A 17575-nucleotide genomic window follows, 5' to 3' on the forward strand; every position below is an offset into this window, starting at 1 on the left:
TCCTTAAAATTCGGTTTCAGTCAGCGCGAAGGCGTTAAACAGTGAAAGCATCTTGCAGCAGTTTTTCCTGCTGCTCGGCGTGCATCGACGCATAACCACACGCAGGTGCAGCAGAAGCATCACGACCGGCATACTCAAGGCCAAGGCCTGTTTTGTGGTTACCGATGCTGCGACGCAAGTGATGCTGACTGCTGTACCACGCGCCCTGGTTCATCGGTTCTTCCTGACACCACACCACGTTGGTGAGGTTGGTGTAAGGCGCGATGGCCTCCATCAGGTCGTCTTCCGGGAACGGGTAAAGCTGCTCGATCCGCACGATGGCGATGTCTTCGCGGCCTTCGGCACGGCGTTTTTCCAGCAAGTCGTAGTAAACCTTGCCGCTGCACAGGATCAGGCGAGTGACCTTGGCCGCGTCCAGGGTGTCGATTTCTGGAATCACGGTCTGGAACGAACCGTCGGCCAGATCTTCCAGGGTCGAGATGGCCAATTTGTGACGCAACAGCGATTTCGGGGTCAGCACTACCAGCGGCTTGCGCAGCGGGCGGATCACCTGGCGACGCAGCAAATGGTAGATCTGGGCCGGAGTAGTCGGCACGCACACCTGGATGTTGTGCTCGGCGCACAGCTGCAGGTAACGCTCCAGACGGGCCGAAGAGTGCTCCGGACCCTGACCTTCATAACCGTGTGGCAGCAGCATGGTCAGACCGCACAGACGGCCCCACTTGTGCTCGCCGCTGGTGATGAACTGGTCGATAACCACCTGAGCACCGTTGGCGAAGTCGCCGAACTGGGCTTCCCAGATCACCAGCGCGTTTGGCGTGGTGGTCGAGTAACCGTATTCGAACGCCAGTACGGCTTCTTCGGACAGGAACGAATCGTACAGGTCGAAACGTGGCTGGCCTTCGTACAGGTTCTGCAACGGGATGTAGGTGCCCGCGTCTTTCTGGTTGTGCAATACCGCGTGGCGGTGCGAGAACGTACCGCGGCCGATGTCCTGGCCGGTCATGCGGATCGGGTGACCTTCGAACGCCAGGGTCGCGTACGCCATGGTTTCAGCGTAACCCCAGTTGATCGGCAGGCCGCCGGCTTGCATCTTCTGACGGTCTTCGTAGATCTTCGCAACCTGGCGCTGCACCACGAAGCCATCTGGAATTTCCAGCAGCTTGGCGGACAGTTCCTGCAGGGTTTTCAGATCGAACGAGGTGTCGTGACGCGCAGTCCAGGCGTGGCCCAGGTACGGACGCCAGTCCACGAACAGCTCTTTGTTCGGCTCTTTAACCAGGCTTTTTACTACGTGCAGACCGTTGTCCAGCGCGTTGCGGTATTCATCGATCTTCGCCTGAACACGCGCATCGTCAACCACGCCGGCCTTGATCAGGCTGTCGGCGTACAGCTCACGGGTGGTGCGCTGCTTGGTGATTTGCTGGTACATCAACGGCTGGGTGCCGCTAGGCTCATCCGCTTCGTTGTGACCGCGACGACGGTAGCAGACCAGGTCGATCACCACGTCACGCTTGAACTGCATGCGGTAGTCGATGGCCAGTTGGGTCACGAACAGCACGGCTTCCGGATCATCACCATTCACATGGAGGATCGGCGCCTGGATCATCTTGGCAACGTCGGTGGCGTACTCGGTAGAGCGCGCGTCCAGCGGGTTGCTGATGGTGAAACCCACCTGGTTGTTGATGACGATGTGAACCGTACCGCCGGTCTTGAAGCCGCGCGTCTGCGACATCTGGAAGGTTTCCAGAACCACGCCTTGACCGGCGAATGCCGCGTCACCGTGGATGGAAATCGGCAGAACCTTTTCACCGGTGGAATCGTTGCGACGATCCTGGCGAGCACGAACCGAACCCTCGACCACTGGAGAAACGATTTCCAGGTGGGATGGGTTGAAGGCCATGGCCAGGTGAACTTCACCGCCGGTGGTCATCACGTTGGACGAGAAGCCCTGGTGGTATTTAACGTCACCGGAACCCAGCTCGACCTTCTTCTTGCCTTCGAACTCGTCGAACAGCTCGCGCGGGTTCTTGCCGAAGGTGTTGACCAACACGTTCAGGCGACCACGGTGAGCCATGCCGATCACGATTTCCTTGGTGCCGTAGGAACCGGAACGCTGGATCAGCTCGTCGAGCATTGGAATCAGGCTCTCGCCGCCTTCCAGGCCGAAACGTTTGGTACCCGGGTATTTGGTACCCAGGTATTTCTCGAGACCTTCGGCTGCGGTCACGCGCTCCAGCAAGTGGCTGCGTACGTCGGCAGACAAAACCGGACGGCCACGCACACCTTCCAGACGATGCTGGAACCAGTGGCGCTGCTCGGAATCGGTGATGTGCGTAAATTCAGCGCCGATGGTGCGGCAATATGTCTGCTGCAACGCTTCGTGAATTTCGCGTAGGCTCGCTTCCTCTTTGCCGATGAACAGGTCGCCGGCACGGAAGGTCGTATCAAGATCGGCATTGGTCAAGCCGTAATGATTGATCGACAGGTCAGCAGGTGCAGGACGCTTCCAGAGCCCCAGCGGGTCAAGCTGGGCTGCCTGGTGGCCACGCATCCGGTAAGCCTGGATCAGTCGCAGTACTTCAACTTGCTTCTTCTCGTGCTCGCTGCTCACGCTCCCGGCGGAAACCGGCTGAGCGCGGCGCTGGTTCTTTGCCAGCAGCACAAACTGATCGCGAATTGTTGCGTGCGATACATCGGTGGCAGCGTTGCCGTCTGAAGACAACGTCTGAAATTTGGTGCGCCATTCTTCTGGCACAGCGTTAGGGTCGTGCAGGTAGAGCTCATAAAGCTCTTCCACATAGGCAGCGTTACCACCTGAAAGATAGCCGCTGTTCCACATGCGCTGCATCACGCTTTCTTGCATGCTTGGTCACCCTCGATTTGGGGACACCACCGGCGAAAACACCGAGTTTGCTTGCAAAAGGCCAAGTGCAGCGACCAAAACAAGCCACTTAGGATCACGCTGATAGTTCGGGTACCAACCCGAATGCCCCTGCTTGTCTCATTTCTTCAAAATAAGAGCCGCGGCTTTGTAAGTCGCTGCTCAAGTTAAAACTACGGCGCCGGTTGAAGCCTGCGCCGTAGCATTTACGGGCACAACGGTCCTGCTTTATTACAACGTCGGTTACACGCCGCTTTGCAGCAGCATGTTACGGATGTGACCAATGGCCTTAGTCGGGTTCAGGCCTTTGGGACATACGTTGACGCAGTTCATAATCCCGCGGCAGCGGAATACGCTGAACGGGTCATCCAGTGAGGCCAGACGCTCGGACGTCTTGGTGTCACGGCTGTCTGCCAGGAAGCGATACGCTTGCAGCAGTGCAGCTGGACCCAGGAACTTGTCCGGGTTCCACCAGAAGGACGGGCACGAAGTCGAGCAGCAAGCGCACAGGATGCACTCGTACAGACCGTCGAGCTTTTCACGCTCTTCCGGGGACTGCAGACGCTCGATGGCCGGAGCCGGCGTGTCGTTCTGCAGGAACGGCTTAACTTTCTCGTATTGCTTGTAGAAGATGCTCATATCGACGACCAGGTCACGGATAACCGGCAGACCTGGCAGAGGACGAACGATCAGCTTGTTGCCTTTAACCACGGCAGACAGCGGCGTGATGCACGCCAGGCCGTTTTTGCCGTTGATGTTCATGCCGTCGGAACCGCACACACCTTCACGGCAAGAGCGACGATAGGAGAAACCCTCGTCCTGCTCTTTGATCAGGGCCAGCACGTCCAGCACCATCAGGTCTTTACCACCGGTATCAACCTGGAATTCCTGCATGAACGGCGCAGCGTCCTGATCAGGGTTGTAGCGATAAACACTGACTTTCAACATGGCAGCCACCCTTAGTAAGTCCGAATCTTCGGTTCAAACGTCGGAACCGTCTTCGGCGAGAAGTTCACGGCACGCTTGGTCACGCGCTTGTCACCCGGGAAGTACAGGGTGTGGCACAACCAGTTCTCGTCGTCGCGGTCTTCAAAGTCTTCACGAGCGTGAGCACCACGGGATTCTTTACGAACCTCGGCGGCGATCGCAGTCGCTTCAGCCACTTCCAACAGGTTTTGCAGCTCAAGGGCTTCGATACGAGCGGTGTTGAACGCCTGGCTCTTATCGTTGATCTTGACGTTGGCAATGCGCTTGCGCAGATCGGCCAGCTGGGCAATACCCTTCTGCATGTATTCGCCGGTACGGAATACACCGAAGTAGTTCTGCATGCAGTTTTGCAGCTCGCGACGCAGGGTTGCCACGTCTTCGCCATCGGTACGCTCGTTCAGAGCGTTCAGGCGCGCCAGGGCAGTTTCGATGTTGGCGTCGGTCGCGTCATCGTATTCGATGCCGTCGGACAGTGCCTTCTCGAGGTGCAGGCCGGCAGCGCGACCGAATACCACCAGGTCGAGCAGCGAGTTGCCGCCCAGGCGGTTGGCGCCGTGAACCGATACGCATGCCACTTCGCCTACCGCGAACAGGCCGTGAATGATCTCGTCCACGCCGTCGGCGTTCTGAGTGATCGCCTGACCATGAATGTTGGTCGGCACGCCGCCCATCATGTAGTGGCAAGTCGGAACAACCGGAACCGGAGCAACCACCGGGTCAACGTGAGCAAAGGTCTTGGACAGCTCACAGATACCCGGCAGGCGGCTGTGCAGTACTTCTTCGCCCAGGTGATCGAGCTTGAGCAGTACGTGGTCGCCATTAGGGCCACAGCCGTTACCGGCAATGATTTCCTTGACCATCGAACGGGCTACAACGTCACGACCGGCAAGGTCTTTCGCGTTCGGAGCATAACGCTCCATGAAGCGCTCGCCGTTCTTGTTGATCAGGTAGCCGCCTTCACCACGGCAACCTTCGGTTACCAGTACGCCAGCGCCGGCAATGCCGGTTGGGTGGAACTGCCACATTTCGATGTCTTGCACCGGTACGCCTGCACGCAGTGCCATGCCGACGCCGTCACCGGTGTTGATCAGGGCATTGGTGGTCGATGCGTAGATACGGCCTGCACCGCCAGTCGCCAGAACGGTAGCCTTGGCGCGGATGTAGGACGTTTCACCGGTTTCGATGCAGATGGCGATCACGCCGACGAATGCGCCGTCAGCGTTTTTCACCAGGTCAACCGCGTAGTATTCGTTCAGGAACGTGGTGCCGGCTTTCAGGTTGCCCTGATACAGGGTGTGCAGCAGCGCGTGACCGGTACGGTCGGAAGCGGCGCACGTACGGGCAGCCTGGCCGCCTTTACCGTAATCCTTCGACTGACCGCCGAATGGACGCTGGTAGATACGACCCTGCTCGGTACGCGAGAACGGCAGACCCATATGGTCCAGCTCGAACACGGCGGCCGGGCCTTCCTGACACATATATTCGATAGCGTCCTGGTCACCGATGTAATCGGAACCCTTGACGGTGTCGTACATGTGCCAGCGCCAGTCATCGTTCGGGTCGGCGGACGCGATGGCGCAGGTGATGCCACCCTGGGCCGATACGGTGTGGGAACGCGTTGGGAACACTTTGGTGATCACGGCAGTCTTGTGACCGCCCTGGGCCAGCTGCAGCGCTGCGCGCATGCCAGCACCGCCGCCACCAATAATGATGGCGTCGAAGGAAATAGTTGGAATGTTAGCCATGAATCAGATACCCCAAAGAATCTGCACACCCCAGACGAAGTAAGCGAACATCGCGACGCCGCATACTGCCTGGAAGAGGAAACGGACTGCAGTCGCGGACTTGCCCAGCGCCATTGGCGTCAGGTAGTCAGTCGCGATGGTCCACATGCCGACCCAGGCGTGAGCGCCCAGAGCTACAAGTGCCAGCAGACTGAAGATTCGCATCGCATTGTGGGAAAACAGGCCGTGCCATTGCTCATAGCCGATGCCCGGGTTTGCGACGAGGTATCCGATCAGGAAAATGAAATAAGCCGCGAGAACGACCGCAGACACACGCTGTGCCATCCAGTCATAGAGGCCCGAACGCGAAAGGTTCGTAACGCTGGTTACCATATCCAAACTCCTGCCAGAACGATCAGCACCACGGAAATGGCGATGATGATTTTCGAGCCCAGGCGGCCGCCTTCCAGCGTCTCACCGATGCCCATATCCATGATCAAGTGGCGCACGCCGGCTACCAGATGATAAAGCAGAGCGGACAGGAGGCCCCATGCTACGAACTTGGCCAGCGGGCTGGTCAAGCATGCCTTCACCTCGGCAAAACCTTCCTCGGAACCCAGGGATTTGCTCAATGCATAAAGCATGATGCCCAAGCCCAGGAACAGGATGATGCCGGAAACACGGTGCAGGAACGACGTAACGCCGGTGATGGGGAGTTTGATGGTCCTTAGGTCTAGGTTTACAGGTCGTTGGCTATTCACGGCTTTTTTTCACACTGAAGAGCCCCTAACAATCAGGGCAAAGTTGTTGGGGAGTGCGACTGGTCAGGTAAGCACCACCCAGGGAGTGCGACCCCCAATGAAAGCAAGCCCAAAAGCCCTTGGCGGTCGGTGGCCGAGTATAGACAGTTAGGTTACTAATGACAACGCGCGCTCCTCACCCTAATAGCTGATTGCGCTGGCGGGATAAAAGGCGTAAATGGCAGTCAATTTCGACGAAAAAGTACGGTTAAAGCCTTCTGGAGCAAGACTTTAGGCAAATTGACATCTGAATTTATCTCACTATAGTGGTGCGGGCCCTGCGTGGGGGGTCTGTCTGATGATTTGAAGCATAAATAGGAGGCCACATGGCTGACAAAAAAGCGCAGTTGATCATCGAGGGCGCAGCCCCCGTCGAGCTGCCCATTTTAACCGGCACCGTTGGTCCCGATGTTATCGACGTACGGGGCCTGACGGCCACGGGCCGTTTCACTTTCGACCCAGGCTTCATGTCGACCGCCTCTTGCGAGTCGAAGATCACCTATATCGACGGCGACAATGGCATTCTGCTGCACCGGGGCTACCCGATCGAGCAGTTGGCCGAGCAATCGGACTACCTCGAAACCTGCTACCTGCTACTAAATGGCGAATTGCCAACAGCCGAGCAAAAAGCCCAGTTTGTCAGCACCGTGAAGAACCACACCATGGTTCACGAACAGTTGAAGACCTTCTTCAACGGCTTCCGTCGCGACGCCCACCCGATGGCCGTGATGTGCGGCGTGGTTGGCGCCCTGTCGGCCTTCTATCACGACTCCCTGGACATCAATAACCCGCAGCATCGCGAAATCTCCGCGATCCGCCTGGTTGCCAAGATGCCAACCCTGGCCGCAATGGTTTACAAGTACTCCATGGGTCAACCCATGATGTACCCGCGCAACGACCTGACGTACGCGGAAAACTTCCTGCACATGATGTTCAACACCCCGTGCGAGATCAAACCGATCAGCCCGACGCTCGCCAAGGCCATGGACCGGATCTTCATCCTCCACGCCGACCACGAGCAGAACGCCTCCACCTCGACCGTACGCCTTGCAGGCTCCTCGGGTGCCAATCCGTTCGCCTGTATCGCCGCCGGTATCGCCGCACTCTGGGGCCCTGCCCACGGCGGTGCGAACGAAGCCGTATTGACCATGCTCGATGAAATCGGCGATGTCTCGAACATCGACAAGTTCATCGCCAAGGCCAAGGACAAGAACGATCCGTTCAAGCTGATGGGCTTCGGTCACCGCGTCTACAAGAACCGTGACCCGCGCGCCACCGTGATGAAGCAGACCTGCGACGAAGTGTTGAAGGAACTGGGCATCAAGAACGATCCGCAACTCGAACTGGCCATGCGCCTGGAAGAGATCGCGCTGACCGATCCGTACTTCATCGAGCGCTCGCTGTACCCGAACGTCGACTTCTACTCGGGGATCATCCTCAAGGCGATCGGCATTCCCACCAGCATGTTCACCGTGATCTTCGCCCTGGCGCGGACCGTGGGCTGGATCTCCCACTGGAAAGAAATGCTCTCCAGCCCGTACAAGATTGGCCGCCCGCGCCAGCTGTACACCGGCTACGAGTCGCGTGACATCACCAAGCTGGAAGACCGCAAGTAAGCCAACCGCTTAGTTGCACCGAATAAGGCCTCCTCTGGAGGCCTTATTTGTTTCTGTCGAACGCGCGTCGACACCGATCACTCCCACCCCCCCTCACCCGCTGAAAACCACTTTTATTGATGCAGGATTTAAGAAACAGTTTTGTCGTATCAGTGACCAATAAATGCAAAAAAAAGCCCCGATCTCGCGACCGGGGCTTTTTTTGTAACCGTTACGACACTTAGTGGTTAACCGCCCCACTCGCCCCCAGACCCGTTTGTGAACGCACAAACTGCGGGAAGTACAGCGCACGCTCTTTCTCTGCCGCCGCCGACTTGTCGGTGATGGAGAAGAACCAGATGCCGATGAACGCAATGATCATCGAGAACAGCGCCGGGTATTCGTACGGGAAGATGGCTTTCTCGTGGTGCAGGATCGACACCCAGATGGTCGGGCCGAGGATCATCAGGCCAACGGCACTGATCAAGCCCAGCCAGCCGCCAATCATCGCGCCACGGGTGGTGAGGTTTTTCCAGTACATGGAAAGCAGCAGCACCGGGAAGTTACAGCTGGCGGCAATGGAGAACGCCAGGCCGACCATGAACGCAATGTTCTGGCTTTCGAACAGGATACCCAAGCCGATTGCCAGCACCGCCAGGGCGATGGTGGTGATCTTCGACACGCGAATCTCATCCTTCTCGTTGGCCTTGCCTTTCTTGATCACGCTGGCATACAGGTCATGGGACACCGCCGAAGCACCCGCCAGGGTCAAGCCGGCAACCACTGCCAGAATGGTGGCAAACGCCACGGCCGAGATGAAGCCCAGGAAAATACTGCCGCCCACCGCGTTGGCCAGGTGCACCGCCGCCATGTTGTTGCCGCCGAGCAAGGCGCCTGCCGCGTCCTTGAACGCCGGGTTGGTGCTGACCAGCAGGATCGCGCCAAAGCCGATGATAAAGGTCAGGATGTAGAAGTAACCGATAAAGCCGGTGGCATACAGCACGCTCTTACGCGCTTCCTTGGCGTCGCTTACGGTGAAGAAGCGCATCAGGATGTGCGGCAGGCCAGCAGTACCGAACATCAGCGCCAGCCCCAGGGAGAACGCCGAGATCGGGTCTTTCACCAGGCCGCCCGGGCTCATGATCGCTTCACCTTTAGGGTGAACCTTGATCGCCTCGGCAAACAGCGTGTTGAAGTCAAAGTTGACGTGTTTCATCACCATCAGCGCCATGAACGAGGCACCGGACAGCAACAGCACAGCCTTGATGATCTGTACCCAGGTGGTCGCCAGCATGCCGCCGAACAACACATACAGGCACATCAGGATGCCCACCAGAATCACCGCAACGTGGTAATCCAGGCCGAACAGCAGTTGGATCAGCTTGCCCGCGCCGACCATCTGCGCGATCAGGTAGAACGCCACCACCACCAGCGAGCCACAGGCCGACAGGCTGCGGATCTGGGTTTGCCCGAGGCGATAGGACGCCACGTCGGCAAAGGTGTACTTGCCCAGGTTACGCAGGCGCTCGGCGATCAGGAACAGAATGATCGGCCAGCCCACCAGGAAGCCGATCGAATAGATCAGGCCGTCGTAACCGGAGGTGAACACCAGCGCGGAAATGCCCAGGAAGGACGCCGCCGACATATAGTCGCCAGCAATCGCCAGGCCGTTCTGGAAGCCGGTAATCTTGCCGCCGGCCGCATAGTAGTCAGCCGCCGATTTGTTGCGCTTGGACGCCCAGTAGGTGATGCACAGGGTTGCACCGACAAACGCCACGAACATCAGGATCGCGGCGATATTCAGCGGTTGCTTGTGCACTTCACCGGTCAAGGCATCCGCCGCCCAAACGGCGGGCGCGAAGATCGAAGCGCCACATACAGCCAATAGACGCCGGATCATTGCGCAGCCTCCTTGAGAATCGCATTGTTCAGGTCGTCGAATTCGCCGTTGGCGCGTCGTACGTAGATGCCGGTAAGAATGAAGGCCGACACAATCAGCCCGACCCCGATCGGGATTCCCCAGGTAATCGAGGAACCGGGGCTGAGCCTGGCGCCCAGCACTTGTGGCCCGTAGGCAATCAACAGGATGAAAGCGGAGTAAAGCCCTAGCATGATCGCCGAGAGAATCCAGGCGAACCTTTCCCTTTTTCTCACCAGCTCCTTGAAACGCGGGCTGTTTTGAATCGAGAGGTAAATGCTGTCATTCATTGTTTTTATCCTCGCAGCACAGCTTTTTATTATTTTGGAACATATCCACTGTATGCGGCTGCGGAACAGGTTCCAGACGACCTTAGTAGTAGAACGAGATAGCAACTTCGCAAGTTTTTAAGCCAACAAATAAACAACAGCCTGAATGCAGGCAAAAAAATGTGGGAGCGGGCTTGCTCGCGAAGGCGGCGCATCAGTCAATACATGGGCTGACTGACACACCGCCTTCGTGGGCAAGCCCGCTCCCACATTAGGGTTGTGGTGGAGCTTCTAAAGAGTTAGTGCTTTATTTGGCAGTCCACTCGGCCACACGCTCAGGGTGTTTGGCGACCCAATCCTTGGCCGCGGCATCAGGCTTGGCGCCTTCCTGGATTGCGAGCATGACTTCGCCGATTTCGTCCTTGGAGGCCCACTGGAATTTCTTCAGGAAGGCCGCGACTTCCGGCGCTTTCTTCTCCAGGCCCTTGCTGCCGATGCTGTTGACGGTTTCAGCAGCCCCATAAATTCCTTTTGGATCGTCCAGGAAACGCAGTTTCCACTTGGCGAACATCCAGTGTGGCACCCAACCGGTGACCGCAATGGACTCCTGTTTGTCTTCGGCACGGGTCAGCTCGGCGATCATCGCGGCGCCCGAGCTGGCCTGCAGCTTGTAGTCCAGGCCATAGGCCTTGATCGCTTCGTCGGTCTTGAGCATCACGCCTGAACCGGCGTCGATGCCGACAATCTTGTTCTTGAAGGTGGTGTCGGTCTTGAGGTCTTCAATCGATTTGGCCTTGACGTACTCCGGCACGATCAGGCCAATTTTTGCATCCTTGAAGTTAGGGCCGTAGTCGACCACCTTGTCCTTGTTCTTGGCCCAGTACTCACCGTGGGTCACGGGCAGCCAGGCGGAGAGCATGGCGTCGAGCTTGCCGGTGGCCACGCCCTGCCACATGATCCCGGTAGCGACGGCCTGCAGTTTCACGTCATAACCGAGCTTTTCCTTGATCACTTCTGCCGCCACGTGGGTGGTGGCAACGCTGTCAGACCAGCCATCTACGTAACCGATGCTCAGGGTTTTGCTGTCGGCGCTGGCCAGTGTGGAGCTCATCGCAACTACCAGAGTGGCAGCTGCGCCCAAGAGTCGTCGCATCTTCATAGTACTTCCCCGAAAGTGCTGCGCCCGGCGGATGCCGAGCGACGTCAACCTGTTGTTATGTGGTGCACCGCGCCCCCTTCACGCGCATCGATCCGGCGGCCCAGACATCAGTGGAGTGCTGACACTTCGATCATCAACCTGCCGGGACCTTGGACCTGCTCTGACTGCGACCTCAGGTAAGCAAGAAACGACATCACATCGCCAGCAGGACGATTTGTAGGACATCGCAGCAAAATCCCGCCCGAACTTTGCATGTCTAAATTATGCGGCCCCACTGGGAAGGGCTAAATCCGGGTAAGATGCGCGCCTTTGCTCCCCAGATAAGCCGACCATGCCCGCGACTGCCCGCTTCCCTGCCCTGCCCTATATTTTCGCCCTGATCCTCGGCGTACTTGCCCTTGTCGGATATTGGTATGGCCTCGGCCGGCCCGTGGTGTTGCCGGACGTGGCCAGCGCCAGCCACAAAATGCAATGCGCCTCGTACACGCCGTTCGACAAGGACCAGTCGCCGTTCGACCAGCCCTTCAAGCTGCGCCCCGAGCGCATGGACGCCGACCTGGCCCTGTTGGCCACCCGCTTTGAATGCATTCGCACCTACTCCATGACCGGCCTGGAAGCCTTGCCGGACCTGGCGCGCAAGCATGGGTTGAAGTTGATGGCCGGCGCCTGGGTCAGCAGTGACCCGGTTGCCACCGAAAAAGAAGTCGCCGAGTTGATCGCTGCGGCCAACGCCAACCCTGACGTGGTCACCTCGGTGATCGTCGGCAACGAAGCGCTGCTGCGCAAGGAAGTCACCGCCAAGCAGTTGGTGACGCTGATCCATAAGGTCAAAAGCCAGATCAAGCAGCCGGTGACTTATGCCGACGTGTGGGAGTTCTGGCTCAAGCATCCGGAAATCGCTCCGGCGGTGGACTTCCTGACCATTCACCTGCTGCCGTACTGGGAAGATGACCCGTCGGGCATCGACCAGGCGCTCAAGCACGTGGGTGATGTACGTCAGACTTTCGGCAACACGTTCGCTCCCAAGGATGTGCTGATCGGCGAGACCGGCTGGCCCAGCGAAGGCCGCCAACGCGAAACCGCCGTGCCGAGCCGGGTCAATGAGGCCAAGTTCATGCGCGGCTTTGTGGCCATGGCCGAGGCCAATGGCTGGCATTACAACCTGATCGAAGCCTTTGACCAGCCATGGAAACGCGCCAGCGAAGGCGCGGTCGGGGGTTACTGGGGGCTGTTTGATGCTGATCGCCAGGACAAGGGCATCCTCGCCGGGCCGGTCAGCAATGTGCCGTACTGGCCGCTGTGGCTGGGCGTGGGCGGGATTATCCTGCTGGGCACCTTGGTACTTGGCGGGCGCGTTCGCAGCACGCGCGCAGCACTCATGCTGCCATTGCTCGGTGCCGTAGCGGCCTGTTCCATCGGCACCTGGGCCGAGCTGACCCGCGTTACCGCGCGCTTCAACGATGAATGGGTGTGGGCAGGCTTGCTGGTGGTGTTGAACCTGCTGGTGCTGGCCCACGCCGCCCTGGCCCTGAGCGCGCGCGACGGTTGGCGTGAGCGGGCCTTTAACTGGCTGGAGCAACGCGCGGGCTGGCTGGTGGCAATAGCCGGGTTCGCCGGTGCGGTAATGATGCTCGCGCTGGTGTTTGACCCGCGTTATCGCAGCTTCCCGAGTGCGGCGCTGGTGTTGCCGGCGCTGGTTTACCTGGTTCGCCCGGTAACCGGCCCGCGTCGGGAGATTGCGCTGCTGGCCTTCATCATCGGCGCAGGCATTGCGCCACAGCTGTATCGCGAAGGGTTGCAGAACCAGCAGGCGTGGGGTTGGGCAATCGTGAGTGTGCTGATGGTTGTAGCCTTGTGGCGTTGCTTGCGCGTGCGCAAGGCCTAAGACCGCCATCGCAGGCAAGCCCGCTCCCACATTAAGGCCGGATTCACGCGGTCAAAATGTGGGAGCGGGCTTGCTCGCGAAGAGACCCTGTCAGGCAGCCCGCGGCTTCCTGACCAACCGCAGCCCTGCAATCACCACCGCAAACACCGCAAACGTGGTGTTGTACAACGCCAGCGCCGGCAAGCCGAACACCATCCCCAACACGGCCAGGCCCCATCCGGCACGGCCCGGCACAAAAAACCCCAGCACCGATGTAACCAACGCCGCCCAGCCCAAGACCTTGAAGTGAATCATCAACCCCAAGTTCGAACGCAACTGGCATTCCCAACGGCTGGCCTCATCAGCGCAGATGCCAACCCACTGGCCATCCTCCATAAAACCGTAACGTGCGCCATAACTGGCGGCCAGCCATAAAGGCAAGGCAATAAGCAGCAGGATCAGCGGCAAACGACGGGACATGGGGCACTCCGATAGACAAAAACGGCGCTCAGCTTAATCCCACGGCGGCCGTTAGCAAGCGGTGTGCACAGATAAGTATTCATCCATGCCTCGCAAAGTGTATCTTCTGGCTACTATTACCCCGATTCCGTGGCTTTTTTCCGACTTTTAGTGCCGAGAGCTGGCACTTCGGTGGCAACGCGGTGGTCATAGCCTGCGAACTTCATTCAGCACGTTTCCTCTTAGGGATTAAGTCATGCTCCGTTCCTTGCGCTGTGCTGCCTTGCTGGGCAGCCTATTTTTGAGTGCGTCAGCACTGGCCGTCGACATCGACCAAGCCAGCTATGGCTACCCTTTGACCAACCCGTTCGAAGCGACCATTGCGACCACCCCGCCTGACCTTCGGCCTAAATTGCCGACCGACGACGAGATCAACCAGTCCGACTACACGCTGAACATGCGCCCCGAGCGCGAGTTCAGCCTGCCGGACAACTTCTGGGCGGTGAAGAAACTTACCTATCGCATCGCCAAACAAGACCACGCCGCGCCGCTGATCTTCCTGATCGCGGGCACCGGCGCGCGATTTGACAGCAGCATCAACGAATACCTGAAAAAACTCTATTACCAGGCCGGCTACCACGTGGTGCAGCTGTCGTCGCCAACCAGCTTCGATTTCATCAGCGCCGCCTCGCGCTTCGCGACCCCGGGGATCACCCAGGAAGACGCCGAGGACATGTACCGCGTGATGCAAGCCGTGCGCGCGCAGAACGCCTCGCTGCCGGTGACCGACTTCTACCTCACCGGCTACAGCCTCGGCGCCCTGGATGCGGCGTTTGTCAGCAAGCTCGACGAGACCCGTCGCAGCTTCAACTTCAAAAAGGTGCTGCTGCTCAACCCGCCGGTCAACCTCTACACCTCGATCACCAACCTCGACAAGCTGGTACAGACCGAGGTCAAAGGCATCAACAACACCACCACCTTCTATGAGCTGGTGCTGAGCAAGCTGACCCGCTACTTCCAGCAAAAGGGCTACATCGACCTCAATGACGCCCTGCTCTACGACTTCCAGAACTCCAAGCAGCACCTGACCAACGAACAAATGGCGATGCTGATCGGCACCTCGTTCCGCTTCTCGGCGGCCGACATTGCCTTTACCTCGGACCTGATCAACCGCCGCGGTCTGATCATTCCGCCTAAGTACCCGATCACCGAAGGCACCAGCCTCACGCCGTTCCTCAAGCGTGCGCTGCAATGCGACTTCGACTGCTACCTCACCGAACAAGTGATCCCCATGTGGCGCGCGCGTTCCGACGGCGGCAGCCTGCTGCAACTGGTTGACCAGGTGAGCCTGTACGCGCTCAAGGACTACCTGCACAGCAGCCCGAAAATCGCGGTGATGCACAACGCCGACGACGTGATCCTCGGCCCTGGCGACCTCGGTTTCCTGCGTAAAACCTTCGGCGATCGCTTGACCGTCTACCCGCTGGGCGGCCACTGCGGCAACCTTAATTACCGCGTCAACGCCGACGCCATGCTGGAGTTCTTCCGTGGCTAAATATCTTCTGCTGCTCGCCGCCCTGATGTGCGCGGGCGTCGCCAATGCCGACAACAGCAAGGCGCATGAACCGGTCAAGGTCGACGCCGACGGCTTCAAGGAGCCGCTGACCAAGCTCAAGTTCAACCCGGGCCTGGACCAGCGCGAGTTCGAGCGTTCATCGCTGACCGCGCTCAACGTGTATGACCCGCTGGAGTCGTGGAACCGCCGCGTGTACCACTTCAACTATCGCTTCGACCAGTGGGTGTTCCTGCCCGTGGTTGACGGCTACCGCTATGTCACCCCGAGCTTCCTGCGCACCGGCGTGAGCAACTTCTTCAACAACCTGGGCGATGTGCCCAACCTGTTGAACAGCCTGCTGCAGCTCAAGGGCCATCGCTCCCTGGAAACCACCGGGCGCCTGCTGCTCAACACCACCATTGGCGTCGCCGGCCTGTGGGACCCAGCCACCGCCATGGGCCTGCCGCGTCAGAGCGAAGACTTCGGTCAAACCTTGGGCTTCTACGGCGTGCCTGGCGGCGCCTACCTGGTGCTGCCGATCTTCGGCCCGTCGAACCTGCGCGATACCACCGGCCTGATCGTCGACTATGGCGCGGAAACCGAGATCAACTTCCTCAACGTGTCCAAGGTCAGCGAAAACCACCCGGAAATCTGGGCCCTGCGCGCTGTCGACAAGCGCTACCAGACCAGCTTCCGCTACGGTCAGATGAACTCGCCGTTCGAGTATGAAAAGGTGCGCTACATCTACACCGAATCGCGCAAGTTGCAGATTGCCGAGTAAACGCCCTGCAGATACAAAAAAGCCACTCACCTAAATGAGTGGCTTTTTTGTTTGTGCTCCAACATCACTCAGCAGTACGTGACGTATCCACAGAGCGACTGGCAGATTGTTCTTTAGCGCCCGGCCATAACCCAAAACCAACCCAGAAGAGCGACCCGACAAAAGGCAACAACGTCCAGAACGAGTTGACCTGGCTGATGCCGTTATCGGTGAGCCTTCGGCATAACAGAGTGACCCTGGCAGGCAGCGTCAGCAGCAAATAACCCAAGCCAATACCCAAGGTAGTTTTTATCCATTCTTCAAAAAACCACCAGCAAATAGCTATGTATGCCCCTTCAATTACCTTATCAACCAACTGAAAATACCAGAAAGCTCTCCTGCTCGACCGCCCCTCGAATACAAATGATTTCTTCAGTGCGTCCAGATACCAATTCATTTAAAACTCCCTGATTAACAGACTCTGTAAAACGCCTGGATAGGCCAAACAGAGCCGCAGATCTTAGGAAGGATTGAATTGGTCCTCTGTAGGGAAAAGCCTAAAGCGCTGCGACTAGACTGACTCACACGCCCTGGCAAACACCTGTCAATGTCTTACTGCGTGCCAAATTTTCTCGAAGATTTGAACCACCACCAACGCTACCGCCCCCGCAATAATCCCGGCCACCGCATTGAGCAGCGTCGGCATCAGCCACGCCATGGCGCCGACGCTCTGGCTCACCGTCTCAATCCAGTGATGCACTACCGGCACGCCGTGGGTGAGAATCCCGCCACCGACCATGAACATCGCCGCCGTGCCGATCACCGACAGGCTTTTCATCATGTAAGGCGCGGCGCGCAGAATCGCCCCGCCGATGCTGCGCGCGGCCTGGCCGGGCTTTTGGGTCAGCCACAGGCCGAGGTCATCGAGCTTGACGATACCGGCGACCAGGCCGTAAACGCCGATGGTCATCACAATGGCGATGCCCGACAGCACGATTACCTGCTGCATCAACGGTGCATCGGCGACCGTGCCGAGGGTGATGGCGATGATTTCCGCCGACAGAATGAAGTCGGTACGGATCGCGCCCTTGATCTTGTCCTTCTCAAACGCAACCAAGTCAGTCGCCGGGTCCGCCACCGCTTCGACCAAGTGCGCCTGTTCCTCAGTGCGCTTGTGTATGAAGCTATGCGCGAGCTTCTCAAAGCCCTCGAAACACAGATAAGCCCCGCCCAGCATCAACAACGGCGTGACCGCCCACGGCGCAAACGCGCTGATCAACAGCGCCGCAGGCACCAGAATCAACTTGTTGAGAAACGAGCCCTTGGCCACCGCCCACACCACCGGGATCTCCCGCTCGGCCCGTACCCCGGAGACCTGCTGGGCATTCAACGCCAAGTCATCGCCGAGCACCCCGGCAGTCTTCTTGGCGGCCACTTTGGTCATCAACGCCACATCGTCGAGGACGGCGGCGATGTCGTCGATCAGTACCAGTAAGCTGCTTCCTGCCATGACGCGGTCATCCTGTAAGTAAAGTGCCGCGAATATAACGCGGCGACCATGAGGGAATATAGGTTTCCGCTGCGTGAAGGATTGCTGTTGA

Annotated in this window: 15 protein-coding genes; 4 read left to right on the forward strand and 11 right to left on the reverse strand. The window is 58.6% G+C overall.

What is annotated here, in order from left to right:
• Positions 1–34: 34 nt before the first annotated feature.
• From NTD89_RS27660 to sdhC, 5 genes are all read right to left on the reverse strand, one after another.
• Positions 35–2866 carry a 2-oxoglutarate dehydrogenase E1 component gene (locus tag NTD89_RS27660; protein ID WP_145164989.1) on the reverse strand — a complete coding sequence of 944 codons (2832 nt, stop codon included), beginning with the start codon at positions 2864–2866 and terminating at the stop codon, positions 35–37.
• 261 nt (positions 2867–3127) lie between these two features.
• Positions 3128–3832, reverse strand: coding sequence for a succinate dehydrogenase iron-sulfur subunit (locus NTD89_RS27665; protein WP_003172807.1), 705 nt, complete (start codon positions 3830–3832; stop codon positions 3128–3130).
• 11 nt (positions 3833–3843) lie between these two features.
• Positions 3844–5616: a succinate dehydrogenase flavoprotein subunit gene (sdhA, locus tag NTD89_RS27670; protein WP_145164991.1), complete on the reverse strand. Its 1773-nt coding sequence runs from the start codon at positions 5614–5616 to the stop codon at positions 3844–3846.
• A gap of 3 nt (positions 5617–5619) precedes the next feature.
• Positions 5620–5988 (reverse strand): succinate dehydrogenase, hydrophobic membrane anchor protein, encoded by a 369-nt coding sequence (gene sdhD / locus NTD89_RS27675; RefSeq protein ID WP_003172805.1) that lies wholly within the window; start codon positions 5986–5988, stop codon positions 5620–5622.
• Complete coding sequence (gene sdhC, locus NTD89_RS27680; RefSeq protein ID WP_106576743.1) at positions 5982–6356, reverse strand: succinate dehydrogenase, cytochrome b556 subunit; 375 nt, start codon at positions 6354–6356, stop codon at positions 5982–5984. Before sdhC ends, sdhD begins: the two co-directional genes overlap by 7 nt.
• A gap of 365 nt (positions 6357–6721) precedes the next feature.
• Between sdhC and gltA the strand changes: the two genes are divergently transcribed.
• The gene (gltA, locus tag NTD89_RS27685; protein WP_078047629.1) at positions 6722–8011 is read left to right on the forward strand and encodes a citrate synthase; all 1290 of its coding nucleotides are present in this window, start codon (positions 6722–6724) and stop codon (positions 8009–8011) included.
• Between the two features lie 220 nt (positions 8012–8231).
• Here gltA and NTD89_RS27690 read toward each other — a convergent pair whose 3' ends face one another.
• From NTD89_RS27690 to NTD89_RS27700, 3 genes are all read right to left on the reverse strand, one after another.
• On the reverse strand, positions 8232–9890 hold the full coding sequence (locus NTD89_RS27690) for a cation acetate symporter (RefSeq protein ID WP_145164993.1): 1659 nt from the start codon (positions 9888–9890) through the stop codon (positions 8232–8234).
• Entirely contained in the window at positions 9887–10198 is a 312-nt protein-coding gene (locus NTD89_RS27695) for a DUF485 domain-containing protein (protein WP_262210687.1), read from the reverse strand. The genes NTD89_RS27690 and NTD89_RS27695 overlap by 4 nt, the downstream gene beginning before the upstream one ends.
• A gap of 286 nt (positions 10199–10484) precedes the next feature.
• Complete coding sequence (locus tag NTD89_RS27700) at positions 10485–11336, reverse strand: glycine betaine ABC transporter substrate-binding protein (protein ID WP_145164995.1); 852 nt, start codon at positions 11334–11336, stop codon at positions 10485–10487.
• Between the two features lie 331 nt (positions 11337–11667).
• Between NTD89_RS27700 and NTD89_RS27705 the strand changes: the two genes are divergently transcribed.
• Positions 11668–13221, forward strand: a complete 1554-nt coding sequence (locus NTD89_RS27705) for a glycosyl hydrolase family 17 protein (RefSeq protein WP_262210689.1) — start codon at positions 11668–11670, stop codon at positions 13219–13221.
• A gap of 90 nt (positions 13222–13311) precedes the next feature.
• On the opposite strand, the gene NTD89_RS27710 is transcribed toward NTD89_RS27705, so the two are convergent.
• Complete coding sequence (locus NTD89_RS27710; protein ID WP_106576748.1) at positions 13312–13680, reverse strand: hypothetical protein; 369 nt, start codon at positions 13678–13680, stop codon at positions 13312–13314.
• 235 nt (positions 13681–13915) lie between these two features.
• Here NTD89_RS27710 and NTD89_RS27715 point away from each other — a divergent pair, with 235 nt between their 5' ends.
• Together NTD89_RS27715 and NTD89_RS27720 are read left to right on the forward strand one after the other, a co-directional pair.
• A complete protein-coding gene (locus NTD89_RS27715) occupies positions 13916–15214 on the forward strand; it encodes a serine/threonine protein kinase (RefSeq protein ID WP_106576749.1) in 1299 nt (432 codons plus the stop codon).
• The gene (locus NTD89_RS27720; protein WP_145164999.1) at positions 15207–15995 is read left to right on the forward strand and encodes a VacJ family lipoprotein; all 789 of its coding nucleotides are present in this window, start codon (positions 15207–15209) and stop codon (positions 15993–15995) included. The genes NTD89_RS27715 and NTD89_RS27720 overlap by 8 nt, the downstream gene beginning before the upstream one ends.
• Positions 15996–16059: 64 nt before the next feature.
• On the opposite strand, the gene NTD89_RS27725 is transcribed toward NTD89_RS27720, so the two are convergent.
• Both NTD89_RS27725 and NTD89_RS27730 read right to left on the reverse strand, forming a co-directional pair.
• The gene (locus NTD89_RS27725; protein WP_262210690.1) at positions 16060–16431 is read right to left on the reverse strand and encodes a DUF805 domain-containing protein; all 372 of its coding nucleotides are present in this window, start codon (positions 16429–16431) and stop codon (positions 16060–16062) included.
• Positions 16432–16578: 147 nt separating this feature from the next.
• Positions 16579–17484 (reverse strand): DUF808 domain-containing protein, encoded by a 906-nt coding sequence (locus NTD89_RS27730; protein WP_262210691.1) that lies wholly within the window; start codon positions 17482–17484, stop codon positions 16579–16581.
• Positions 17485–17575: the final 91 nt, after the last annotated feature.

This window comes from Pseudomonas sp. 14P_5.3_Bac1 (assembly GCF_025466135.1).
Taxonomy (GTDB): Bacteria; Pseudomonadota; Gammaproteobacteria; order Pseudomonadales; family Pseudomonadaceae; genus Aquipseudomonas.